17 protein-coding genes are annotated in these 24625 nt (G+C 58.6%); 9 read left to right on the forward strand and 8 right to left on the reverse strand.

The window, feature by feature from the left end; translation table 11 throughout:
- Positions 1–442 precede the first annotated feature (442 nt).
- A complete protein-coding gene (locus PSR62_RS21710) occupies positions 443–1741 on the forward strand; it encodes an outer membrane protein assembly factor BamB family protein (RefSeq protein ID WP_443217456.1) in 1299 nt (432 codons plus the stop codon).
- Between the two features lie 90 nt (positions 1742–1831).
- Here PSR62_RS21710 and PSR62_RS21715 read toward each other — a convergent pair whose 3' ends face one another.
- Entirely contained in the window at positions 1832–2719 is an 888-nt protein-coding gene (locus PSR62_RS21715) for a DUF4261 domain-containing protein (protein ID WP_274405070.1), read from the reverse strand.
- Positions 2720–3125: 406 nt separating this feature from the next.
- Between PSR62_RS21715 and PSR62_RS21720 the strand changes: the two genes are divergently transcribed.
- A complete protein-coding gene (locus tag PSR62_RS21720; protein ID WP_274405071.1) occupies positions 3126–4463 on the forward strand; it encodes a TCR/Tet family MFS transporter in 1338 nt (445 codons plus the stop codon).
- The gene (locus PSR62_RS21725; RefSeq protein ID WP_274405072.1) at positions 4463–5479 is read left to right on the forward strand and encodes an NAD-dependent epimerase/dehydratase family protein; all 1017 of its coding nucleotides are present in this window, start codon (positions 4463–4465) and stop codon (positions 5477–5479) included. Before PSR62_RS21720 ends, PSR62_RS21725 begins: the two co-directional genes overlap by 1 nt.
- Here PSR62_RS21725 and PSR62_RS21730 read toward each other — a convergent pair.
- Entirely contained in the window at positions 5451–6272 is an 822-nt protein-coding gene (locus tag PSR62_RS21730; RefSeq protein ID WP_274405073.1) for a DUF6690 family protein, read from the reverse strand. The two genes, PSR62_RS21725 and PSR62_RS21730, sit on opposite strands and share 29 nt — an antisense overlap.
- 263 nt (positions 6273–6535) lie before the next feature.
- Here PSR62_RS21730 and PSR62_RS21735 point away from each other — a divergent pair, with 263 nt between their 5' ends.
- Together PSR62_RS21735 and PSR62_RS21740 are read left to right on the forward strand one after the other, a co-directional pair.
- Positions 6536–8074 carry a MerR family transcriptional regulator gene (locus PSR62_RS21735; protein WP_274408275.1) on the forward strand — a complete coding sequence of 513 codons (1539 nt, stop codon included), beginning with the start codon at positions 6536–6538 and terminating at the stop codon, positions 8072–8074.
- A 138-nt stretch (positions 8075–8212) separates the two neighbouring features.
- Positions 8213–10264 (forward strand): hypothetical protein, encoded by a 2052-nt coding sequence (locus tag PSR62_RS21740; RefSeq protein ID WP_274405074.1) that lies wholly within the window; start codon positions 8213–8215, stop codon positions 10262–10264.
- A gap of 137 nt (positions 10265–10401) precedes the next feature.
- Here PSR62_RS21740 and PSR62_RS21745 read toward each other — a convergent pair whose 3' ends face one another.
- A complete protein-coding gene (locus tag PSR62_RS21745; RefSeq protein WP_338020242.1) occupies positions 10402–11601 on the reverse strand; it encodes a glycosyl transferase in 1200 nt (399 codons plus the stop codon).
- A 277-nt stretch (positions 11602–11878) separates the two neighbouring features.
- On the opposite strand from PSR62_RS21745, the gene PSR62_RS21750 reads away from it, so the two are divergent.
- Positions 11879–12835 (forward strand): HD-GYP domain-containing protein, encoded by a 957-nt coding sequence (locus PSR62_RS21750; protein ID WP_274408276.1) that lies wholly within the window; start codon positions 11879–11881, stop codon positions 12833–12835.
- Positions 12796–13257, forward strand: coding sequence for a PilZ domain-containing protein (locus PSR62_RS21755; protein WP_274405076.1), 462 nt, complete (start codon positions 12796–12798; stop codon positions 13255–13257). The genes PSR62_RS21750 and PSR62_RS21755 overlap by 40 nt, the downstream gene beginning before the upstream one ends.
- Before the next feature lie 145 nt (positions 13258–13402).
- On the opposite strand, the gene PSR62_RS21760 is transcribed toward PSR62_RS21755, so the two are convergent.
- The 5 genes from PSR62_RS21760 to PSR62_RS21780 form a co-directional block, all read right to left on the reverse strand.
- A complete protein-coding gene (locus PSR62_RS21760; RefSeq protein WP_274405077.1) occupies positions 13403–17470 on the reverse strand; it encodes an ATP-binding protein in 4068 nt (1355 codons plus the stop codon).
- The gene (locus tag PSR62_RS21765) at positions 17467–18804 is read right to left on the reverse strand and encodes a metallophosphoesterase family protein (RefSeq protein ID WP_338020103.1); all 1338 of its coding nucleotides are present in this window, start codon (positions 18802–18804) and stop codon (positions 17467–17469) included. Before PSR62_RS21765 ends, PSR62_RS21760 begins: the two co-directional genes overlap by 4 nt.
- Positions 18805–18858: 54 nt before the next feature.
- Positions 18859–19860: an SMP-30/gluconolactonase/LRE family protein gene (locus tag PSR62_RS21770; RefSeq protein WP_274405079.1), complete on the reverse strand. Its 1002-nt coding sequence runs from the start codon at positions 19858–19860 to the stop codon at positions 18859–18861.
- Between the two features lie 120 nt (positions 19861–19980).
- Positions 19981–21291 carry a glycosyltransferase family 4 protein gene (locus PSR62_RS21775; protein ID WP_274405080.1) on the reverse strand — a complete coding sequence of 437 codons (1311 nt, stop codon included), beginning with the start codon at positions 21289–21291 and terminating at the stop codon, positions 19981–19983.
- Positions 21288–21773: a hypothetical protein gene (locus tag PSR62_RS21780; protein WP_274405081.1), complete on the reverse strand. Its 486-nt coding sequence runs from the start codon at positions 21771–21773 to the stop codon at positions 21288–21290. The genes PSR62_RS21775 and PSR62_RS21780 overlap by 4 nt, the downstream gene beginning before the upstream one ends.
- Positions 21774–22044: 271 nt before the next feature.
- Here PSR62_RS21780 and PSR62_RS21785 point away from each other — a divergent pair, with 271 nt between their 5' ends.
- Complete coding sequence (locus PSR62_RS21785) at positions 22045–22947, forward strand: penicillin-binding protein activator LpoB (protein WP_274405082.1); 903 nt, start codon at positions 22045–22047, stop codon at positions 22945–22947.
- Positions 22944–24353, forward strand: coding sequence for a COG3014 family protein (locus tag PSR62_RS21790; RefSeq protein ID WP_274405083.1), 1410 nt, complete (start codon positions 22944–22946; stop codon positions 24351–24353). Before PSR62_RS21785 ends, PSR62_RS21790 begins: the two co-directional genes overlap by 4 nt.
- The last annotated feature ends 272 nt before the right edge of the window (positions 24354–24625 follow it).

The following is a 24625-nucleotide window of genomic DNA, read 5'->3' on the forward strand; positions in this document are numbered from 1 at the left end:
CGCTACCACGGCTCTCCGGTGCAGTGCTTTGGTTAAACTACCCCCGTCCCCTTTTTTGATCCGTCCCCTTTTTTGATCCTCAGCGATCCGGGGCCTGACGCCCCCGGCAATGGTTCTGCCGACCCTCCGGGCCTGGTTGAACCACGGACGAAAAAGGGACGGGGGTCAATTCGGGCGATCTTGGATCTAGGGCTCGCCCCGGAGCCGGAGGGTGGACCACACGTTGTGTTTTGACAGTGAGCATTTCGACCCCATCGATAACGATGAAGAAGCGACCTCGCTGGACGCTCCGTCGATTCATTCCGATCGTCTTTTCGCTGAGCACTGCGTTGCCCCGGGCAAAGTGGTGGGTTGATATACTGGCTCGCTGCGCCAGCAGAGGATCGCTTGGATCCACTCGCTTGCGAATCAGGCTGGTGAGTTCGCGATGGTTGTCAACACAGTGAAACGAAATGGTGATGGAATGAAAAAGATGCTTTTGGCGGGTATCGCCTGCTTCCTGATGACATGTGATTTCACTTGGGCGGAGACACCAAACTTTTCAGAAACCGATTGGCCATGGTGGCGTGGGGCAGGTCGCCAGGGACACGCCGTCGGCGATCAAGATCCTCCGACTCAGTGGCGAGATTCTGACGATGGAACGCTGAACATCGTCTGGAAGGCTCCGCTTCCCGATCGTGGGCATGGTTCACCGATCTTGTTGGGTGACCGCGTGTATTTGCAGGTGGCTGACAAGGCTCGGCAATCGCAGCTGCTGGTGTGTTTGAATCGCGATTCAGGAGAGATGGTATGGGAAGCGGTGGTTCACCAAGGTGCGTTTGATACCGTCGACAAACGCGAACCGAACACGAAAGCTTCTTGGGCATCCTGCACACCCGCGACGGATGGTGAGCGGGTGTTTGTCAATTTCTATTCGAACAAGGCGGTCTACACGTCTGCGGTGAGTTTGGACGGCGAGTTGCTGTGGCAGCAAAAGCTTTGTCCGTATCAGATCCACCAGGGCTACGGCTCGTCACCGACAATCTACGAAAACCTCGTGATCGCGTCGGCGGACAACAAAGCGGGCGGACAGGTCGTGGCGATGAATCGGGCCACCGGGGAGGTTGCTTGGCGACATCAACGCCCGCAGAAGCCCAATTATTCGTCTCCCGTCGTGCTGTCCGTTGCTGGCAAGGATCAGTTGGTTTTGACAGGATGCGATTTGGTCACCAGTTTGGATCCCATGACCGGAAAAACGAACTGGGAAATGGCTGGGGCGACCACCGAGTGTGTGACGACCACCGTGACCGATGGCAAGCACGTTTTCACATCGGGCGGCTACCCCGACAACCACATCTCTGCGGTGGCAGCGGATGGATCGGGGGAAGTGGTGTGGGAAGTTGGCACGCGGGTGTATGTGCCGTCGATGCTGCACAAAGACGGGTGTCTGTTCATGACGCTGGACGCCGGGGTTGCCATGTGCGTCGATTGCGAAACGGGCGAGACAAAATGGAAGTCACGTTTGGGGGGTGACTTCACATCATCGCCCGTGTTGGTCAACGATCGGATCTACGCCGTCAACGAAGAAGGCACGTGCTACATCTTCCGAGCGGACAGTGAATCCTTCGAGTCGATCGGTGAAAATCAACTCGGAGATTCCGTGATGGCCACCCCGACAATCAGCGGCGGACGAATTTACTTGCGAGTGGGCAAGCAAGAAGGCGGCCAACGCCAAGAGTACTTGTACTGCATTGGCGAGTGATAAGTTGCGACCGCTTCGTGGACGAGTGCACGAGCGGTTGATGCGGTCTGATTTGGTCGGCCGCCACCGGACGGCCGACCGTCAGGGAGATCATTCCGCGGCAGGTTGATACTGCGCTGGCAATTCGTGGCCGTCTTGCGGAAGGAATCGCAGCACCGATCGCGGCGGATCGGAAATGCTGTCCGGGTGCTGGTGCATCACCCAGGTGACTCCATTGGGGCCTTGGACGGTGTCGCCGTCTTCGAACGGTTCTTCACTTTCGATCTGGTGACAGGTGATCAGACGAAGCAGTTCATCGATGTCGTTGAAGTCGTAGGCTTCGGCGAGGAACAAAGCTTCGATGTCCGGAAGATCCAGTTGGTTGTTGCCAACGGTGTCCATGGCCGCGAATCCATCGTCGAGGCTGTACAGCCGGACGTTGGCCCACAGATCCAAAGGCGGGAAGTCGTTGTCCTCGGATTCCTGGATGACCTGGTTCATCCCTTCCAGGTTACGGATCGTTTCGCCGGCTGGGTTGAAGTAGGCGATGGCCTGAGGCAGTTCGGTCAGTGCCGCAGCGACTTCGGTGATCAGCGCCAGCTCATCAAACGGCTCGTACGCTTCGGGCGTCAGCGGCGCGTCGTCTTCGTCGGTTTTCAGGATGTAACTGCTGCGGATTCGCAAGAACGCAGTGTGCTGGGGGACCTCTTCTTTGCCTTCGTCCCAGACCCACAATTGTTCGAGAGCACGTTGCAGAGCCCCCGGGAAGGTATTGGGGCCAAATGAACCGTTGGACCAGGCTTGGCGAACGTGAGAATCGGGATCGTCAATTTGCATGTCGTCCGGCCATGGTTGGTCGACGAGGTCGATCGCCAGGTGACCGGGCGTTTCTTCGTCCATGTCCATGATCAATGAAGGTCCCGCGATCGCCCAGTCCGCCGTGGCGGGCAGGGGATCCGACGGTTCGTATTCATCGATTGCGGCAGCAATTTTACGCATCGACACGCGTTCGCGCAGCAAAACAACGACGCACTGGGTGTAGAAGCCTTGGGGCATCCGAGAGAACCTTAGAAGGAGCAAAATCCGTTTGGCAACACAAGAAGTGCGATGAGTACAGATCATCACTGAGAAGCTCTTGTGTTGGGCGTGTCTTGAACACGCCAACGATGGACCAACCGACCAGTTTAAACCGCCGGTTGGCCCGTCGAAAGCCGGGCGCGGCTTGCCGAGGGATCGGAATGACGGGCTTTTTGAGTCTGCCGGGCGGCTTGCTTTTGAGCGTTGGACCGGCCTGGGGGAGTGTCGGAACAGGCCAGATCGCCCATCTCGACGCCGAGCGGAGTGGATCGTAAGGTGTGGGCCACTTCTCCGATTTCCCCGCCTCACTCTTGCCCCCCAGAATGCCTTGATCACGCCTCCGCACCAGCGACGTCCGGCGGCGATGGCATTCATCCTGTTGACGCTGTTGATCGACATCTTGGCAATCGGAATCATCATTCCGGTGTTGCCCGAATTGATCAAAGAGTTTGTGGGCGGCGACACGTCACGCGCTAGTTTTTACGTCGGCGTGATTGGCGCGACGTATTCTTTGATGCAATTCTTTTTTGCGCCTGTGCTGGGCGCTCTTTCCGATCGATTCGGACGACGCCCGGTGATTTTGGCGTCTCTGTTTGGACTTGGCGTCGACTTCATCGTGACGGGGTTGGCACCTTCGGTGGGATGGTTGTTCGTCGGACGAATCGTCGCCGGAGTGATGGGAGCGAGCTTCTCCACCGCAAATGCTTACATCGCGGATGTTTCAACACAAGAAACCCGGGCTCGCAACTTTGGCCTGGTCGGCATGATGTTTGGGCTGGGATTCATCATCGGGCCGGCGCTGGGTGGCGTGCTGGGCGGCGTGCACATTCGATTGCCGTTCTTCGTGGCGGCGGGATTGTCGTTGGTCAATTGGTTGTACGGGTACTTCGTCTTGCCCGAGTCGTTGCCACCTGAAAAACGAGGTTCGATTTCACTCGCTGCAATGAACCCACTGGGAACTGTTTCGCGACTTCGGAATTACCCGATGATCGCCGGGCTGGCCATCGCATTCATGTTTTCCTCGTTGGCTCAACGTGGGCTGGAAAACGTTTGGGTGCTGTCGATGGGATATCGATTTGGCTGGAACGAGGTCACCAACGGTTTGACATTGGCGTTGGTCGGTTTGATGGCCGCGATTGTCCAAGGCGGCCTGGTTCGCCCCATGATCAAACGCTTGGGGGAACGGCGGACGGCGGTGATGGGAACCTGCGTTTCGTGCCTGGCATTTTTAGGATACGGGCTGGCGTCGCAGGGATGGATGATCCCTTGCATCGTCGTGTTTGGTTCCTTGGCAGGGTTGGCGGGACCCGCGATTCAAAGTTTGGTGGCCGGTCGAGTCAACCCGGAAGAACAAGGCAAGGTGCAAGGCGCACTGACGTCCCTGATCAGTTTGACCAACATCCCGGCACCGTTGTTGTTCACCAGCGGTTTGCTGGGTTACTTCACATCGGAGAGCGCACCGTTTGAGTTCCCTGGAGCTCCGTTTGTGTTCGGGTCGGCATTGCTGGCAATCGCGGTGGTGATCTTGATCCGCGTGTTCAGCAAATTCCCGGCCAGCCAGGATCCGGCGGTTGATCCAAGTGCAGCTGGCACGCAGGATGAGAACACGCCGCAATCCGACGACGACTCAGCCTCCGATTCATCGCCTGCGTTGGAGCCGGCCTGATGCGGGTGATCGTCACTGGCTGCAGTGGATTTCTGGGTGGGGAAATTGTTCGCCAGTTGTTGCAGCGTGACTGGGAAGTTGTCGGGCTGTCGCGCCGCGAACCCCCTGGTTTGGTTCGCGCGGGGATGACGCATCACCGCGGCGATTTACTGGACAACGGTTACCTGGAGCGGGTGATCGCCGACGCCGATGTGGTGATTCACACCGCCGCCGTCGCGGGGGTCTGGGGAACCTGGCAGCACTACTTTGACAACAACGTGGTGGCGTCACGAAATGTGTTGCGAGCCTGCCAAGCAGCTCGTGTTTCGCAGCTGATCTACACCAGCAGCCCCAGCGTCACGTTTGACGGCAACGATCAGCGTGACGTGGATGAATCGGAACCGTATCCGAAGTCCTGGATGTGCCACTACCCGCACACCAAGTCGATTGCCGAACGTGAAATCTTAGCCGCGGATCAGCGGGGCGGACTGCGAACGGTTGCGCTGCGTCCGCATTTGATTTGGGGGCCCGACGACCCGCACTTGATCCCTCGCGTTTTGCAGCGGGCTCGCAGCGGACGGTTGCGAATCATTGGCGATGGCAGCAACGTGATCGACACGGTTCACGTGATCAACGCCGCCGCCGCTCACCTGGATGCGATCGAGGCGTTGCAAGAGCGGCCTGAAGAGGCGGCTGGGCGAGCCTACTTTGTCACGCAGGACGAGCCCGTCAATTGCTGGGACTGGATCGCGAAATTGTGCCGGGTTCACGGCGTTGCGCCGCCGACCAAGTCAATCTCCTTCGCGGCCGCGTACCGAATCGGTGCGGTGTTGGAAACGGTGTACCGATTGACGGGACGAACCAGCGAACCGCCGATGACTCGCTTTGTCGCTTCGCAGCTCGCGAAAGATCATTCGTTTGACATCACCGCCGCGAAAGAGCGGCTCGGTTATTGGCCCCGCATCGACATGGACGCGGGGCTGCAGACGCTGACGGGTGACCGCGCTGTTACCAACGCCCCGTCCACTGGTCGGTGACCACGATGCGTTTGGCTTCGTCGCTGATGCCATAAGCCAGGTTGGGTTGATTCAGTTCCAAGAACACCGTGTACTTTTGGTGCACAGCGTCGCTGAAGACCACCGGGGCGTGAGTCAGACGCAGGAAGTGAACCGGGGCACCGTTCCAACGCTTGGTGAACACACCGGCTTCCAGGGCGGGTTCCCGGGCGAGTCCATAGTGCGACTGGATGGTCGTCACCAACCGCGATGGGTCTCCGGTGAAGCCATGCAACGAAATGCGTTGGACCGAACCGGAACGATCAAAGTAGTAGGTCAGCGTGCCCGCCAAATCGGTGGCTTGGGTGCCGGTGACGATCGGCACTCGCAGTCCCTCGAGTTGCAGATCCGCCAGCACGGTCGAAACTCGGGAAAACCGATTCAGGACCGCTTGGGTGGTCAAGTCGAAACGCAAAACCTCTCGCAAGTCAGCGACATTGTTCCCGGCCAGCGACGGTGTTTCGTCTGTGGTGGGCATCGCGCCGAGCTTCTTGGCGATTTCGGGTTCGTAACGATAACGCTGGGACGAGACCCCACGAAGCGTTTCGACTTGGTGGTGCGAGTGAACCGGGTAGCGGTCCGAATCGGGCGAGTTGGTGACGCCGCCAATCGGTGCTTCGCCAGATCCCCAACCCGCGGCAGAGATCCCCTCCCCACGAAAGACATTGGTGACGGACCCCGCAGCACTGCGTCCCCAATCGGTTTCCGAAGCGACGTAGGGGCCTCCCGCGGCGACGGCGAGCACCGTGATTTTGCCCAAGCGAGTGACAAGCATGACGAAAGAACCTGCGAAGGAGTTGGGAGGAGATTGCGTGTCGTGAAAAGAACACCCTTCGTCCGTATCGGTTCCCTGGCCAGCAAAGTCGCCCTGTTTTCAATCCCCTCGCAGAACCGGAAAGAACGAGGCAACCGGTGCATTCGTTAAGCCACGAACGAGCGATCCTGCCCCACCATCGCGGGGAATCCAGCTGGCAGACACTTTCGCTGAACGGTCGGGCGACAATCTTGCCGGCGACCGGGATCCGGAGTGGTCGGCGGATGCTGATCGGATATCTTGTCGGCATCATGCATTCCAACGACGACATCGAATCGCAGAACGACGACCTGGCCAACACGCTGGATGGCGAGTTGGAGGATGCCCACTTCGAAATGGAAGCTATCCCTTTCGGCAGCGATAGCGGGGATGAAATTGATCGAGATGATGACGACGCCGAAGAGGATGACACCGAAGGCTTCGATCCCGAACCGTTGCCCAGCGATGCGTTGTCCGGTCGGCGAATGGTGATCGTCGGGCGATTGGGAGGAATGAACCGCCGCGAAGCCACGAACTTGCTGCGCTCGTATGGCGCGGTGGTGGTTGAAAGCGAAGCTTCGGCGGTGGACTGCATCGTGATCGGCGCCGAAGAATCCCCCCTGGCCGAAGCGGAGCTGATCGAACGAGCGACGGAGCGGCGAGGTGACGATGCAGATGTCGAGATTCTGCACGAGACCGATTTGTGGCAACAACTCGGATTGGTTGATGCGGAGCAATCCATCCGCCAACTTCACACGCCGGCCATGCTGGCTCATTTGCTGGGCGTTTCCGTGCGAGTCATTCGCCGCTGGCATCGCCGCGGATTGATTCGTCCGGTGCGGACGCTGCACAAACTGCCGTACTTTGATTTCCAAGAAGTCGCCACGGCTCGACGGTTGGCGGCCTGGGTTGCGTCGGGGGCCAGTCCCGAGGCCATCGAACGGCGAATCATGCAGTGGGTGGAAGTCGTCCCCAACCTGCGACGGCCTTTGGATCAGTTGTCCATCCTGGTCGAAGGCAAACACGTCTTGCTTCGCCAGGGCGAAGGATTGATCGAACCGGGAGGTCAACTGCGATTCGATTTCGATGCGTTGGAGGATTCGGATGAGTCGGCAACGGAAGTCCCCATGGACACTTCCATCCTGCCGTTTTCGCGCCCGGGTCAATCGATCGCCGCTGAATTCGGCAGCGCATCATCGGATCCAATGTCGGCTCGAACGTCGTCTCCTGCCGCCGGGCTGAGCACCAACGCAATCGAATCCGAACACAATTCGATGCAGTTCCCGCCCGCCGAAGATCTGGTGGACGAAGAGGATGACTTGTTGCTGTCAGCGTATCAAGCGGAAGATTCCGGAGAGTTGGAGACCGCGATCGATTGTTATCACGCCGTGTTGGCACGCGATGGAGCTCGGTCGGACATCCATTTTCAGATTGGCGAGCTGCTGTACCGAATCGGGGAAACCATCGCTGCGCGCGAACGCTACTACGCGGCGCTCGAGGTCGACCCCGATTTTGTCGAAGCCCGCTCGAGTCTGGCGGGGGTTTTGGCAGAAACCGGCCAGCCCGAATTGGCCGTCGCGGCTTATCGAGGTGCGTTGGCGCTGCACGATGACTACCCAGACGTGCACTACAACCTGGCCCGGATCCTCGAAGACCTGCACCGCAGCGTGGAGGCGGAGCATCATTGGCGGCGATTCCTGCAACTTTCGCCGGGCAGCCCCTGGGCGGACGAGGCCCATGCCCGGTTGGAAGAACTGCGTCAATCGGAACAACCGGACTTCTGATTGGACGCTGAATCCCGGCCCCGGAAGTGTTTCTGATCGTGCAGAAAGCTGGTCTGAAGAAAGGTGAATCCGCGGTGGGACGGATTAGAATGGGGACGCTCCTCATTCGTCATCTTCGCCAACCCTCGGATTTCCCGAATGGCTGACCGCTTTTTCGCTCGCTTTCTCGTCGCCATTTTTGCCGCTGGCTGGATTTTTGTCAGCTTGGGATCGCTCAGCGTTGTTGCTCAAGTGACCTCGGAGGAAAGCGAATCCGTTCGATTGCCACCGGATCCGACGGTGGAGCATTTGAAGCTGAAAGCCACCGGCGGCCCGGAAGCACTCGGTCTCAGCCTGGACGCGCTGGCTCGCATTCGGGCATGGTCCGCAGTCGATGAATTGTTGAAGCCGCTCGCCAGCAACGCCCCGGCGGCAGACCGTGCCGCACGAATCGCAGCCCAAATTGGTTCAGACCAACGTCTTCGTATTTCGTCCGCGACGGAGGTTTCCGACGAAGCCAAGACGGCTCTCGACGGGATCTTTGAAGCTCGCGCGAAAACGCTTCGCGACCCCAGCGGTTTGCAGGCGGCGATCAAGAAGCTGACCTCAACCAGTGACGACGAAAAGCTCTCGGCCTATCGCACGTTGTTCCGAGCTGGCGAGTACGCTTCTGCAGCATTGATTGACGACATTCTCCGAACCAGCGATCTGGATCAGCGTCGGGAAGACTTGCGAGTTTTGTTGAAGATTGATCGTGACGCCGGCATCGCTGGTCTTCGCCGCGTCGCATTGTACGGAACCGATTCGGCTCGTTCGAAGGCGTTCGATGCACTGGCGATGTTACGTTTGCAAGAAGTCCAAGTCGACTTGTTGGCGCGACGCCTGGAAGCGGCCTCGAAGGCGGATCCCAAGACGCGAGAGCCTGCGTTGCAAGTCATGCGGTTGGCGCTGCACGACGCGATGAACGAAGCCGTTGCCAGCCAACACGATTTTGGTGATGTCTCGGTTTGGGCAATCAATGCCAAACGCGACGGTGTGGTTCCGACACAAGCGGCGACATGGGTGGTGGCATTTCGAAATGCAGCCGATGCGGCAGCGCGATTGAGCCGAGTCGGTGACGATGATCCCAGCAGCGTGGTCCAACAACTGACCGCCCAGTTGGCATACCGTGTCGCAAACGACCCTGATTGGGGAGACGCCAAGAATCGCGATGAATTCCTCCAGAGCTTCTTCGGAACGGCAGCCGCTGAAGAGGTGCTGGCCGCGTGGGCGTTGCCAGTGCTGGAGAACAGCGTTGAGACCGACAACGATCCGGCAGCGGTTGGTGTGTTGCGGTTGATTGACGGCGAACTCAGCCGTGGCTTGGCAGCGAGCTTGCTGCGGCGAGGTGCCGACGCCAGTGTGTTGGTCGAAACCGTGGATCACCCCAGTGCCACGGTCCGCTATGAAGCCGCCGCCACGATCGCTCGGTTGCTGGCGGCTGACCCTCAACTGACATTCGCTGGGATGTCACGCGTTGAAGATCGTTGGCAGCAGATGGCAACGCTGGGCGAGCGAGGCGTCGCGATCATTTTGGAAAATCGCCCCGAGATCATTTCCTCCTGGCAACGAATCATGGCGGGGGCGGGATTCCAACCGAAACTCGTTTCGTCGGTCGCTTCGCTGGAGCGAATGTTGTCGCTTGGCGACGACGTCCGGCTGGTCGTTTCGAAAGCACAACCGCGAGACGCATCAGCGATTGAGATGATCGATGTGGTTCGACGAATGCGAGTGGGCCGTGATGTTCCGTTGCTGATTTATTCCCCCGCACCGTCCATCGCGACTCCCGAGACGATCGAAGAAGAAATCGATCAACGCACCGAATCTCAGAAAGCGTTTGACGGCAATTTGCCGGACCAATTCGGCGTTCGCGGTGGGATTGATTCACTCGACATTGCGATCGAAGCCAGCCTCATCCATGGGACGGTGCATCGTGACTGGACGACACGGCGAGGTTTGGATCTGCAGCTGATTGGCCAAACCCGCTGGGCGGATGAATCGCTGCGGGCGGGGCTGATTCGTTCCATGCCACGGCCACGGTCCGCCGCAGGATTGTACGAGATCCTGTTGGACAGCCGCCGGCGTGCTCACCTGCCAACGCTTTCGCCAAGCGATCGAGTGCGGTATCGCCTGCTGGCTCTGGACGCGATCGCGCTGCTCACTGAAGAGTGAGGGTCACGAGGCCGATTCGGCACCCGTGAACTCATGTCACGCCACGGTGCTGCGCTTCCCCCTTCACGGGGCCGGCACTCAACTGGGCTGGCATTCTACGGGACTGGCACTTCACCGTTCGGGCCCATCACAGCGTTTCACTTCACGGTTTCGCGTAGGCGCGAGGTGAAGTCAGGGAACGCCGCCCGGACGCGAGTCCAGTTGGGGATCGATGGGTTGCCACTTGGATCCTCTGCGAAGATTTCACCGGCTTGCGTGACACATTGGGCGAACGCTTCGATGGCCATTTCTTCGGAGTGGCGATCGTAGGCCAGCGAGTTGACTCGCGCGTCAGCAGCGTACTGGCGAATGCAGTCCTGAGCGATCCGCAAGAAAGAGGCTCGCAGGGTCACAAACGTTGACTCCCCAAACACGATGCCTTGGCTGGCCAAGGTGCGGTAGATCGTCGTCAGAATGTCGAGCGCCATTTTGATCAAACCGCTGGTGGGTTGATCGACCGCGAGCGTTTGGTGCTTGTGTTCGTAGAGGCGAGCCAAGTCGACTTGGCAAACACGTTTGTGAGAAGTGTTGCGGTAGACGTCCGCCAGAGTGCCGACTTCCAATCCCCAGTCGCTGGCGACTCGGTTGGTACGGGCCAAGTTTCGTGTCAGGGAAAACTCACCCGAGAGCGGGTAGCGGAAGTTCCCCAAGAACCGCACAAATTGATTCTCGGGAAAACACTGCATCAACGCTCGCAACAGGGGAGCAACCAACAACCGCACCACGCGGCCGTGCATTCGATCCGTGACCCGCGCGTAGTAGGCTTTGCAGAACTCAAAATCGAGCCCTGGGTGAACCATCGGCAGGCAAAGTCGCGAGAGCAGTTGACGGTCGTAATCGACGATGTCGCAGTCGTGTAGCACAAACGTTTCGATGTCTGGGTCATCCAACAGGAACCCAAACGCGGTCCAGACGCTGCGGCCTTTGCCAGGAACGGAGACATCAATGCCGGAGTCAATCAGCTCGTTGTAGAGTCCTTGAACGTCGGGGCCGTCCGTCCAAAGGACCTTGGCACGATCACCCAAGGGCGCAATTTTGGCACAGGTTTCGTCGTAGTCACTTTGATTGGGAGCGACACCCAGACTGACGACGATCGAGGCGATGTAATCCGCTTGGGCCAGTTCCCGAACGATCACATCAAACGGTTCCGCTCGCATATCGGATGCTGTGACGGGCAACACGAGGCCGATCGCATGATTTTCAGTCGATTCGCGAAGCATCGATTCCAGGTGGTCCAACTTGGCCGACCGAAGATCGTGGATCGTCGTGATCATGTCGTGTTGATAAAAGTCTGGCATGCCAACCTTTTCTGTCATCGAGAATCGTGTGTTTTCGGCACCAATGCCGCCAGATCACCAGTCTGAACGAATGTCATCCGATCGGCAACGAGTGCAAATTTTTCGCGGGGGCCGGGACGCTCGTTCCAATTGTGCGGGATGTTCCCTTTTCGGATCGGTGAAAGGGGAAAGAATCCGTTCAGATCGGCAGCTCGCCTCGATCCTCACTGTACGTTTGAATGGTTCTGGTTCGTACCAGAGCAAAGCCCCCCAAATGTACGGACAACGCAGCAACCCAATGCTCGTCTCGGATCTTATCGCAATCAGTGTCTCCACGCTGTCACCGGCTTCGGTGATTGGTGCGGATCTGTATTGCCGTGTCGGATCCACCGAGGAAGCGAAGCTCTATCGAGGTGCGAACTACCCGATGAAGTCTCAGGACTTGAACAGATTGAAGTCACGAGGTGTGACCAAGCTGTTCATCGAACGAGAGGGACGCTCCAGCTACCAGGAATACCTACGGGACTTAGCGGCCGGTGGTGGTGATGAATCCGCCACCAATTCACAGCGTTCCGCGGCTCTCAACGAAGTCGTGCTGGATGTGCTGAAGTGCAGTTTTGCCGGTGACAACGAAGACAACACGGTCAGTGCCGCCAGCGAGCTAGGCGGATTGGCAGCCAAATTGGTCTCACGCGATGACTTTGCCGCGAGCGACTTATTTCGCGTCTTGAATCACGACTACGCCACCTTCACACACAGTGCCAACGTCGCGCTGTACGCCGGAATGCTGGCCGATGAACTGGGGATGAACCAACGAGAGGTTGAATTGGTAGTCGCGGGCGGGTTGTTGCATGATCTTGGAAAGCTCGAGATCCCCGATCAGATCCTGACAAAACCAGGACGCTTGGACGAAGACGAGTTTGCGATCATCAAGAAGCACCCCGGGGAAGGATTCCGGCAACTGGCTCTTCGCGATGACTTGACCTTTGGCCAACTGATGATGGTGTATCAACACCACGAACGACTCGATGGCGGTGGCTACCCCGTCGGCAGCGCCGGCGACGACATTCATCCTTGGGGACGTTTGTGTGCGGTCGTCGATATCTACGAAGCGGTGACCAGTCAGCGTCCCTATCGAACACCGATGCCACGCGAAGACGCGTGTAACCTGATTCGTCGCGAAAGCGGCAAGGCCCTTGACCCGGAGATGGTGGAATGTTGGATTTCAATTATCCAAAGCACTACGCCGAAGTAGTCCGGGCGACCGATTGGGAAATCGATCTGCCGGAGGCTTGGTCAGACTTCTTTCACGAGTCCGGCGTGGCTGCGGTGAACTACTGCGATCAAAGACAAGCTCAGCGCCGCATCGTGCGAACGTGCGGGGTGATGTACTTCGAAAAAGCCCTGCCGAGTTTGCCTCGCGCGTTTCATCCCGTCGGGGTCTTCACACGAGACTTCTCCAAAAACGCGTGCGGAATTGTCACGCCTTTCGAGTTGTTTCCACAGGAAGAAGTGCGTTTGATCTTGCCCACGTTTTGGCTGCAACTGCGCGTGGTTCGAGCGCGTCGGCATCAATCCAAATGCTATGAAATCGGAATGAGACTGTTGCACCGCAACAGCCCCTCACGAGAAGCCTTCGTGGTTGGTGGGCGATTCACAGAAGCCCGTCCAGCCTGATTCGGAAATGCCCGCACCTCGGTTGCCCGATTCCACCACCGCCGTGCGTCACAATGATCGGAAAATCAGTTTTGTCACATTGTTTGCTCAGCAACCAAGGGCCGTCTCGGGCGAAGATGCCTGAGACAGATTTTTCGACCGCTGCTTAGGACTTGGTGCGTTCGCCGGTCCACCAGGAGGACGAACTGTCCGATGACCCGTCCGAGTTCGATCGGGTCGCTTCGTCGTGGACCAAACTGCCGATGGCTTCCGCTTCGCTGACAACCGCTTGCATTTCGCGGTCCTCTGCGTCCAGCCACTGATTCCGAGCGGCTTCCGCAGCAGCTTCTTCCGCATCGATGTGACCGTCGGCGGGTTCGCGTTGGAACCACGCCCAGCCAATTGCATCCGGTGAGCTGACGTCCTCGACCACTTCGACTTCACGCTCGGGTTCGGGTTCTGGCCGCCGCTCGGGACGCTGGATGATCAGCTCAGGACGACGGACGCGTCGATTCTGGCGTGCCACATCTTGGAACTTGTAGTGGAACTTGGACTTGGGTTTGACTGGACGCCGGTCTTCCACCACCAATTCAATCGGCTTGGGAGCAGGCTTGACAATTGGGGGCGAGACGACGACGACGGGCTCCGGTTTGGGGGCCTCAACGACGACCGGAAGTGGCTCGGGAATTGGTTCCGGTTCCGGAGCCGCTTCTTCGACTTCCATTTCTGGTTCTTCTTCGACGTACTCTTCTTCGTACTCGTATTCTTCTTCGTAAGCCTCTTCCACCGGCGGTGGCAAGATCTGAGCTCGGCCGGGAGTTCCTTGGGCGGGCATCTGCCGCACTTCCACTCCGATTTGGTGGAAGATCTCAACGATGTGATCATGGCAGGTGAACATCAGGACTTGATGTCCCAGTTCTGCGAACGTCTTCAGCGTGCGGGCGGCGTGTTCGGCGCGGGCCCCATCAAAGTTGACGAGCACATCATCGAGCACCAATGGCAACATCACACCGCGGCGAGCGTAGGCAGCCGCAAGCGACAATCGCAGGGCGATGAAGACCGCTTCCCCGGTTCCACGACTGAGGACTTCCAACGGCAATGAGTTGCCTTCGGCATCATCAATCTTCAGTTGATTGGACCCCAATGGCGTCCAGATGCGGACGTACTTGCCGTCGGTCAATTGGTTCAGGAACGACGACGCTTCGCGAAGGGTTTCCGGTTGGCGTTCATTTTCGACCGTGCCGCAGACATCCTCCAGCAGGCAACTGGCCATCGACAGTGTTTGCCAACGACGTGCGAGTTGGTCGAGCTGGCGTTCGATGCAACCCAACTCCAAGCGTGCGGTCATCAACCGATCATCGTCGCCGAGTTGTTTCATCGACTGGGCCAATTCGCCCTGGGCGGTTTGCAGGGTCGCAATACGGGCTTCCGTTTCGGTCATCCGAGCGGTCAAGGAATCCCAACGTCGTTCCAAATCGGTTGACTTGGCACCCTCAATTTCACGAGCGACGTCGTCGTATTCGACGCTGTTGCCAACCATCGAGCGGACCTGTTGGTCAATCGATTTGAACTGCGAGTTGTATTCGACCAGCAACGATTTCCGGTCGACGATCTCATAGAACTGCTCGGGGGTTGCTACACCGCACTTGGCCCACAGGGCGCGACGTTGTTGTTCGGCCCGTTCGATGGCTCGCGAATGGCTGAGCTGTTGCTTCTTCAGCTGCAGGTCGTGCTCCTTGAGTTGGCGACGCTGTTTGACCCAGTGTTGCTGGCGAGCGACTTCTTCGTGCAAGTGATTGAGTTGATCCAAGGGATTGGATCGCATCGTCACCGGACGTTTGTTGCGATTTGACTCGATCTCGCTGGACCGGTTGTCATCACTGCGATCACGATTGCGATTGCGTTTTTCATTGCGACTCTTCTTGGGATTCTTTCGTTGGGCACGAGCGTAGGATTCGCTGTAGTCGTCTTCATCGACGTCTTCGTACTCGTTGGATTCGTAGTTGTCCGTGGAGTCGGGATCGTATTCGTGGGACCGCTCAGCCGATTTGGATTCGCCGTCCGTGATTGCGGTCAACGCGTCCTGGGTGGCATCGATTGCTTCGAGATAAAGCGTTTCAATTCGCTTCGCGAGCGACTGCCGTTCGCGTTGACGTTGATTGTGTTCCTCTTTCAGCTCGATCAAGCGACGCATGCTGGTCTGCAAGGCTTCGTAGCCATCCCCCAGAACACGAACACTTTTGGGAGACAACGTCGTTGACAATCCCAATCGATCCAGAGTCGCCGTCCATTCGCGGCGAGCGGTTTTGAGGCCTTCGGCCGCCTTCTGAGCCCGCTTGTAAGCGGCTTGGTAGGACTGGTGAGCCGCTTCGTGAGCGTGGTAGAGCGGCATCGATTCGTCGAGTTCCCCAAGCAAGACTTCGGATTCTCGCAAGCGAGCTTCCAGCGACTCATTGCTGACTGACAGCGATGAATCCAGGTCTTCGCGTTCCGTTTCGATTTCCCGAAGTTGGCGTTTGACGGAATCGATTTGGCGTTCGCAGTCGTCCAAGTCGCGAGCGGTATTGCGTTGGCCCTTCTCGCGAGAAAGGTAGTAAACCAACAAGGCCATCGCACCAAACATGATGCACAGCATGCCCTGAGTCGGATTGGGCTCGGCGACAAACGTTGTGATTTGAAACACGTTGAACATGCCGTACAGCAGCAACATGCCACCGGCGATGAATGGCAACGAGAGCAACCACAGCCGATCGATCGGCACGGCTTCGTCGGTGGTCAGTTCCACCGATTCGCGTTCGAGATCTTTGTGGTGTCGCTTCAGCTTTTCCAGGTGCTGGCCAAGTTGAATTCGCTGACGCAGCGTTGCGATGTTGTCGTTTTCGCGGCGGATGGCTTGTTGCAAATCCGTCGCGTGGGCTCGTTGCAAGACTTCCTGCAGTTGGTCGTGCAGTTTTTCCTTGCGAACCTTGTGTGTTTTGCCTTCGGCGCGAGCTTGTTTGAGCAAGAACAATTGCTCTTTGACGTGCTTGGCTGGCGCTGACAACGCAGACAGAGTGGAACGCGACAAGTCAGGCAGGTCGCCGTCGTCGCCTTCCCCCAGTCGCAGACGCTCGTCTTCTTCGATGCCCAAACGATCCGCATCGGCGTCGACTTGGTTGCGAGCCTTTTCGATTTGGCTGTCCAGCCGATCGATCTGTTCTTCGAGGGCTTCGATCCAGGTGGCCTGTTGCGAGGCGGCTTCGATCCGACCTTGCAAGTCGAACAATCGCTTGTTGATCGGAAGCTGCTCGGATTTGTCTCGCAATCCGCGGCGTTTGTTTTTGATCTCTTCCAGTTTGGTGCGACGCTCCTCGAGCATCGCTTCGATTTGAACGAGCTGCCCCGGGGCTTCATCGGGCAAGGCGGCTTCGCCTTCGATGGCCTCGATTTCACCGCGAATTTGATCGCGTTCTTGCCATTTCTCGTAGACGCTGGTCGCGATTTCGACGCAACGGGCTTCGCGTTCCCAGGCGATCATGCGGCCGCGGAGCGTTTCGATCTCTTGGCTTTGAGTGCGGCGTTGAGTCGCCAGTTCACTCCATCGACGGGTGCTGCCGCTCAAACGCTGAATCTCGTCACGCAACTTTTCACGGCGAGACATCATCGATGCGAGTTTGCCGATCGCGGCTTCGTTGTCGTCGGATTCCGATTCGCGTTTGCCGACCGCTTCGCTGCGTCCGGCGCGAAGACTGCGCAGCACATCGACCAGCGAGACTCGGTCCAACCCGCTGCTGAGCTTGTAGAGTTCGTCGGCCGCGGAGGTGTCATCCAGCGTCGACAATTCCTGCAATTCGCGAATGCCAATTGCGAACACATTGGTGAAGATGGGTTCGTCGATTTGTCCCAACAACATGCCCAGGCGGTGTTGGCCTTGGGCCAACCCGTCCGAGCCCATGACGGTCAATCGGCCGGTCACATCGGAGTCCGTCAACTGGCTGTGCCGGCGGACTTCGTAGCCGCCACCGGGGCCAGTGACTCGAATCGCACCGCCGGGAGTCCCACCGTGAATGGGTGGCAAGTATTTCTGCCGGCGTTCTTCGGTGAAGCCATACAGCATCGCTCGCAGAAACTGCATGAGCGTTGTCTTGCCGGCTTCGTTCGGGCCGTAGAACAGCGTCATGCCTTCGGGCAAGGAGTCGACCGACAAACCGGTCCAGACGCCAAAACCGTCGATTTGGATGTCTTTGATCTTCATGATTTCCGTCCCCAAGAGGGTTTGCCACCGCGAAGCAATTCGACGCCCATCAAGGTGGCGTCCGCAAGAATCGATTCGCGTTGGTCGGCGGGCACGTCCCCTAACAAGGACGAGGCGGTGCTGGACAGGTCCGAGTGTTCTTCCGTGAAGGGCATCAAATCCAACCGGTCGCCGGATGAAGAGGGGCCGGCGGAGTCATCGGTGGACGCGGTGGTGCTGCGAACGCGAGCACCGGCAAATTTCTTACTGGCTCGCAAGAAGTCACCGAGGATGGTGTCTTCGTCTTGCCAAGACTTGGGGTAGTTGTGCGGCGGACGCACGGTCAAACGAGTGGTCCAGGCCGCCGGGTTGGTGGTGCCATGGTCGCGGCGCAGATGACGAAGCAATTCGGTGGGGTCGCCGACGGAGGGCAACACTTCCGCGTTGTCCAGCGTCACGTCCCAGGAGATCAGCAGGTGACGTCCACCGTGTTCGTTGGTCAGTGTGCCGATCTTTTGTCCCAGCAGATTGCGAAGGCTGCCGGCGGAGCGAATTTCGTCCGAATCAATCGCGACGTTCAAGTAGCGGAACCGATCCGTTTCGACACGGCGGATGCGAGCGGTGTGTTCGGCGTCGACATCAACGACGACGTAACCGTGAGGTCCGGATTCATCGCTGTTGCGACCTTGGGGTGATCCAGGGGCCACGGCGCCGGCGGGAGCACCGCCTTCGATTTCGGTGTGGTTGTGCGGTCCGCCGAGAGCCCAGTAATCCATGCGAGCCCCTGACAGGGCACTGGCGTCGGCGATCCCATGCCCGATTCCGACGGTGAATTCGTCGGTGGTTTCGGTTTGGAATCCCGCGACATGCAAGGTGGACCGGCCTTCGCTGCTGCGTCCGATGATCGAACAAACCGTTCGTCCGGCACGTTGATGCGGGATCGCAACGGCGCGGTCGCGTGGGAACAGGGTCACGTTGGGAGGCAACGGAACCGCTTCAGGCCACTGTTTGGGATCGTCCGCGATTCCGGCGGCCCAGTAGACCGCTGTGTTGGCGGCATGCAGCTTCTCAAATCCGTCCAGCAACAACGACATGCCGTGCGGACCAGCCGCGACAGGATGCAGCAAGTCGCCGGAAAGGACTAAAAAGTCAATGTTTTCGGCCAATGCGGCTTCGAAGACCGCCGCCGCGGCGTCTCGAGGAGCAGTCGCCATCGCGGCCCGCAATTGGGGCGGCAGATGGTCAAGGTCACCCAGCGGGGTTTCCAGGTGAAAGTCGCTGGCATGAACGAATCGAAATGATTCTCCGGACATCGTTTCCTCCTTGAAACGGCAATTTTCGGCCGCGCAGGCCAATCCTGGTCCTACGCTCGCGTGAAACTGTAGCGAAACATCGCAGATCCTGCAAAATCAATTTGCGGGAAACTCGCGGAATCCCTCGATCGGCATTTCCACCGAGTACAGCGATTTTCTCGCGGTGACAAACATGGTTTTGAATTCCGGACCGCCAAACGTCACGTTCGCAGGGATCTCGGGAAACGCCACGACGCCCCGTGCTTCCCCCTCGGGCGAGAAAATCTGGATACCCAAATGTGTGGTGATGTACAGGTTGCCCTCGATGTCGATGGCCATCCCGTCGCCACCGCGAGCGGTTTCGCCTTCGACCTGCTTCACCTTGCAGAGGACGCGCGCCGGACCAATTTTGCCAGGCCCCAACACGTCATAGGCCAACATCTCGGCTTGCATCGAGGGGATCACGTAAAGCGTTTTGCCGTCGGGCGACAACCCGATTCCGTTTGGTGCCTCGATGTCGCCAGTCAAACGAGTGACCTGGGGATCGGTTTCAAACGTCGCGACGTAGTAAACACAGCGTTCGGTTTGCGGCCAAGGTTCCGGAGCCCGGTACTGCGGGTCGGTGAAGTACAGCCCACCGTGGTTGTCGACGACCAAGTCGTTGCAGGCGTTGAAGCGTTTGCCAGCAAAAGAATCGGCCAGCACGATGCGTTGGGGAGAGTCGCCAGACAGATCGTGCATTACCACGGCACCGTCCATTTCGCAGGCCAACAGTTTGGTGTTGGACAATGGCCACAATCCGTTGGAGTGATTGGATTGATCGGTTAGCAGCGACAGTTCGCCGGTCTTGGAAAGACGATGAATGGCGGTGTGAGGGATGTCGGTGAAATACAGCGCGCCATCGTCCGTCGCGGCGGGACCTTCAGTGAACTGGAAACCGGTGTGGACTTGTTGGATCGGACCGGTGGGCCGGAGCGCCTGAGCAGAGGCGGACTGAGCAGAGGCGGACTGAGCAGAGGCGGACTGAGCAGAGGCGGACTGGGCAGAGGCGGACTGAGCGGGGACGGTGGAGACGAGGGCAACAATCCAAGCGAACAACAGGGCAAAACGCGAGTTCATGGAGGCTCATTCGGGGTGGGGCGAGAGGGGTGGGGAACGCCACCATTGTAGATCAAGCTGAGAGCCAAAAGTTTCCACGGATGATTCCTTCTCGCATCCACTCTTTCCGCAGCCGCGGAATCAGCGTTGCTGGCAGGTGCGTCGCATCTGGTCCGCGGCGGCTTCGATGTGGTGCCGCTGGTGGACGGATTGGCGTCCGGTTTCGCCCAGGCTGGCGCGTCGGTCGGGATCGTTTTTCAATCCGATCAAATCGCTGACCAACGCGTCCGTGTCTTCCGGATGGAACAACAATCCGCCGCCGGTGGAACGAACCACTTCCGTGAACGCGCCATGGTCGGGCTGGACGACGGGAACACCGCAGGCCATCGCTTCCAACAAAAACAATCCCTTGGGATCTTCGTAGGGAGCCGGGACGCTGAGCACATCCATTTGCCGCAGCAGATTGATTTTGGTTGGTTGATCGGGGCTGTCGTGCACCACAAATCGATCGGACAGGCCAGCCGCAGCAACGCGAGATTGCAATTCCTCGAGGTAGGCACGGTTGTGTTCCCCCAGCCATCCGGCCGCGTGCAGCGTGACGTTGGCGTGCTCGGGCATCACGCCAATTCGCAGGAAGGCATCGACCAAGTGGTGCAAGCCTTTTTCCGGTGCCAGGCGTGCCAGGTATCCAATGCGAAATTCATCCTCCAGTTTGCTGGATGGCTCGGCGAGGCTGTCGCTTGATTCCGGGCGACCAAACGGTGCGAGGTCAATTGACAGCGGGTGCACATCAAAGCGATCAGGCGGAATCCCCAGCAACGCTCCCATTTTGTCGCGATAGAACTCGCTGTGCGAAACAAACACGTCGACCTGTTCGGCCAGCTCCGAGCACAACACGATGGCTTGAGCGCGAGCGTCATTGGGCAAGTGATCCAGGAAGATGTCGTCGCCTTGCAGCGTCACGACCAAGCGTGTGCTTGGTAACCGCCGGCGAATCGTTGGGATCGCCCCACCGATCAACAGGTTGCTGAAGATGATCGCGTCGGGCTGGATGTCCTTGACCAACCAATCCACCATCCGGCTGACTTCTTCGAACTGTCGCCCGTGTTCGCCTCGCAGCATCGACAGCGTCAAAGCGCCCAGTTTGGCCGGGTCTGTTTTGACTGCCTTGCGGGTCAGCCTGCGGATCAGACCGGGATGATCCATCCAGGAACGTGTCCAACGCGGCAACCATCGCAGCCACGGCATTTGCTGCAACAAGTAGACATGGATGCCACCAAAGAAAACTTGCTTGGACGCGATGGTTGATTCATCGGTCCGGATCGGTGTGTAGACCGGCTGAAGAAGAACGTCGTCTCCGCCAGCACGCAGCGCTTTGGCGATCGCGTTGTCGTGCATGCAACTGCCGCAGTACATCCCTGCGGCACCGGCGGTCAAGAAGACGATTTTCAATCGACTGACTCAAAGTCTTCGAAATCGTCCAGGTTGTCGTCCAAGCCCGCTTCGCTGTCATCGCCAGCGGTGTTCAGGCCGAACTCGGCACTGATCTCGTCGTCGATTTCGATTTCGTAGTCGTCCTCGAGTTCTTCTTCGAAGTCGTCATCGAAATCATCGTCGAAGTCGTCTTCATCGATGTCGTCAAATTCATCGACGTCATCATCGATGTCGTCGAGATCATCGCCGACGCCGGGGGTGTCGTCCGCATCCGCGTTGTCTTCCTGTTCCTCCGCATCGTCCTCTTCTTCGTCCGCCATGGTGGGGCTGACGCTCGGAATCGCGATCGTCGGGGTTTGCCCCGGAGCGGGTGCCAAACCTGGAGTCACCGAAGTGCCAGGCAAAAGGGTGCCGGGCAGGAGAAGCGGATCGGTTGCATCGAGTCCCAAATTCACGGGAGCAACAGGATCAGCAACGGGGGCGGTCAGGGTGGCAGGCATGAACAGATAGTGAATGCGGGTGTGGAGGATGGAAGTTTGAGAAACTGGGGGATTCTCGCAGTCCGCAACGGTTTGGTGAACCGTGGGGGTTTCAAGGATTCCATCGAGGATCGGGTCGACGTGGGGTCGATCATTTTGCTAACTGGCACAGCATTCACAAGCCGACAAGCCGGAATTGTTTTCGGAAATTCGCTGACAGAACACTTTCTGAATCAGGTTTTCCGGTCAATGACGTTGATTCGGCCCACTCAATACCGGGTGAACAACCGCGATGAATCGCATTTTTCAAGACAAATCGGCAGAAAACTCTTTGGATCCCAATGTGCGAACTTCTGCAGATGAACTTCTTTCCCGGCGAAAAATTTTAGCGGCGGCCATGCTGCGGATGACCGCGGGAGTCGCCATTGTGGGGGCGGGAGCCACGGGATGCGCCTCGCGGCGGTACGGACATTTGCTCGCCAGCGACGATCAAGACATGGTTGGCAGCCACGAAGCAGGGGCCGCGACTTGGAATCCGCTGGTCGATGAAGCGGTCGCAAAAATATTGGGACGTTGCCCACCACCCAACGAAGCGGTCGTCTTCCCGGGACAATTTGCCGCCAATGGAACTCCGGCCCAAATGGCCAGCCACTCGTCCGGGGCAATGGAAACAATGGTGGATCCCGCCACGGGCGAGACCATCATCGGATCGCAGGTCGCGGTTCCAAGTGCCGGTCCGTTGGTGCAGGGGCCCGCCAAAGTTTGTTTCATCGGAATCGAAAACAAAAGCGCCGAGGAATTGGTCGACTTCAAGGACCAGCTCTACGAACGCATCGATTCACAAATCAACTCCGGAAGCTCTTTCCGAAGCATCAGCCGACGAATGGTCGATGCAGCGCTGGTGGAGACACGTTTGCGACCCGATTCGCTGTTTCTGCCGCAGAACCGAAGTGCCTTCGCCGCAGCCTTGGGACGACAGGGAGCTCCGGTCGACTATTTGCTGTACGCGACCATCACATCGGGGACGACGGATCGCAACAAGTCAACTCAGCGGGATTACTTGCTGACGTTAGAAATGGTCAACCTGCAAACGGGTGACTACATCAAAGAGTCATCGAAGATCCGCAAGGGCTATCACAACACGCGAGCTGGCAAGTGGTGGAACTTTGGCTTATTCGATCAAGCCGACGGATGATCTCAGCGAACGACTTTCGAGCGTTCCTGTTGTTCGCTGCGTTGCTACCAACAACGCTGGCGGGCTGCGCTACAAAACTCGCGCACATCGACACGGCTCGCAACGCGTTCGCCGCGGGCGATCCCGACACCGCTCGGGAAATGTTGTCGAAAGTCGCCCAGGGACGCGGACGATTTGCCACGCCGGCCAAGTTGGATTTGGCGATGGTCGATCTGGCGGTCGGCGATGCGACGTCCGCCGAACAAACACTGCGTGAACTACGAGATGAGTTTGACTCGTCGTTGAAGGTTGCTCCGCTGCACGAAGCGGCGGCGATGGTGACCGACGACACCGCTCGCAAGTTCCGTCCGGCGGGCTATGAGCAGGTTATGATCCGCACGATGTTGGCGATGTGTTCTCTGGTTCGCGATGGCGATGACGCGGAAAGTTACATCAATCAAGCCGCGATGTTGCAGGCGAAATTGCAACAGGAACATGATGAGCGACGCAGCAGTGCGTTCGGTGAGGCCGTCGCGGACACCCTGACCGCGAATCCACATCAGAAGCTGGCCTTGGCACCCTACCTGCGAGGCGTGTTGCGAGAAGAAAACCTGCATGATCTCGATGACGCGCGTCGCAACTATCAATTGGTCAGTGCGATTCGCCCCAGCTTCCTGCCCGCCGCTGATGACCTGAAGCGCGCGACCGAAGGCATGCACAGCCAGCCCGGACACGGTGCGTTGTATGTGTTTGCGTTGGTCGGTCGCGGCCCGGTGTTGGAAGCGGTTGAGGCCCCGGCCACGACGGCGGCGATGACGGTCGCCAACGCTTTGGTGCTGAATCAGGCCAACAAAGAAGACGACGTCGCCACGTTGCCCAAGATCACTTCGGTCAAAGTTCCCAGTGTCGTGATTCCTCCCAGCGACGTCGCTTCAGTGACCGTGGCCAGCTACATCCCCACGGGGCCGGACACGCTGCCACTGTATGAACTGCACGGGGCGACTCAGCCGTTGACGGATGTGGCCGGCATGGTGAAGCAACAGGTCGATGCAGAAATGCCGTGGACCATTGCTCGCGGCATCATACGGCAGGGCGGCAAAGAACTGGCGGTCGCTTCCGCTCGCAAGAATCTCGGTTTGACCGGGCCGGCCGGAACCATGTTCCAGTTCGCGACCTCGACCGCCTGGACCGCAACGGAAACCGCCGACACCCGGTGCTGGGGTTTGCTGCCGCGAGAGATTCAGGTTCTGCGAGCTGAATTGCCGACTGGCGATCACACGGTCGAATTTGCACCGGTTCGCTACGACGGCCAACCGATTGCCTCGCCCAGCCAAGTGCCACTGCGAATCCACAACGCCAAGAACACGTATGTGTTGATCGTCGCCCCAACCCAGCAGATCTACGTTGTGACCGCCGCGAACCGTTAGCCTCATGCGGGTGGATCGCTCCACTGATTCGCTCCTCCGTCTAATTCACGCCTCCGTCTGCACCACGCCTCCGTTCGCACCACGCCTCCGTTCGCACCACGCCTCCGTCCGCACCTTGGTGCCAACGTGGGCTCGGCGGAGCAATCCAGTCGATTTCTGGCGTGGCCCTCAGCCCTCCGAACGCGACAATTTCCTGGGCTGCGACGATCGTGGTTCTTTCGCTAAGTTGTGGGGAAATAGAGTTGTCCATTTTCCCGCACCCCACTGACCAC

Origin of the sequence: Rhodopirellula sp. P2, from assembly GCF_028768465.1 — a bacterium.
In the GTDB taxonomy this organism is placed as follows: Bacteria; Planctomycetota; Planctomycetia; order Pirellulales; family Pirellulaceae; genus Rhodopirellula.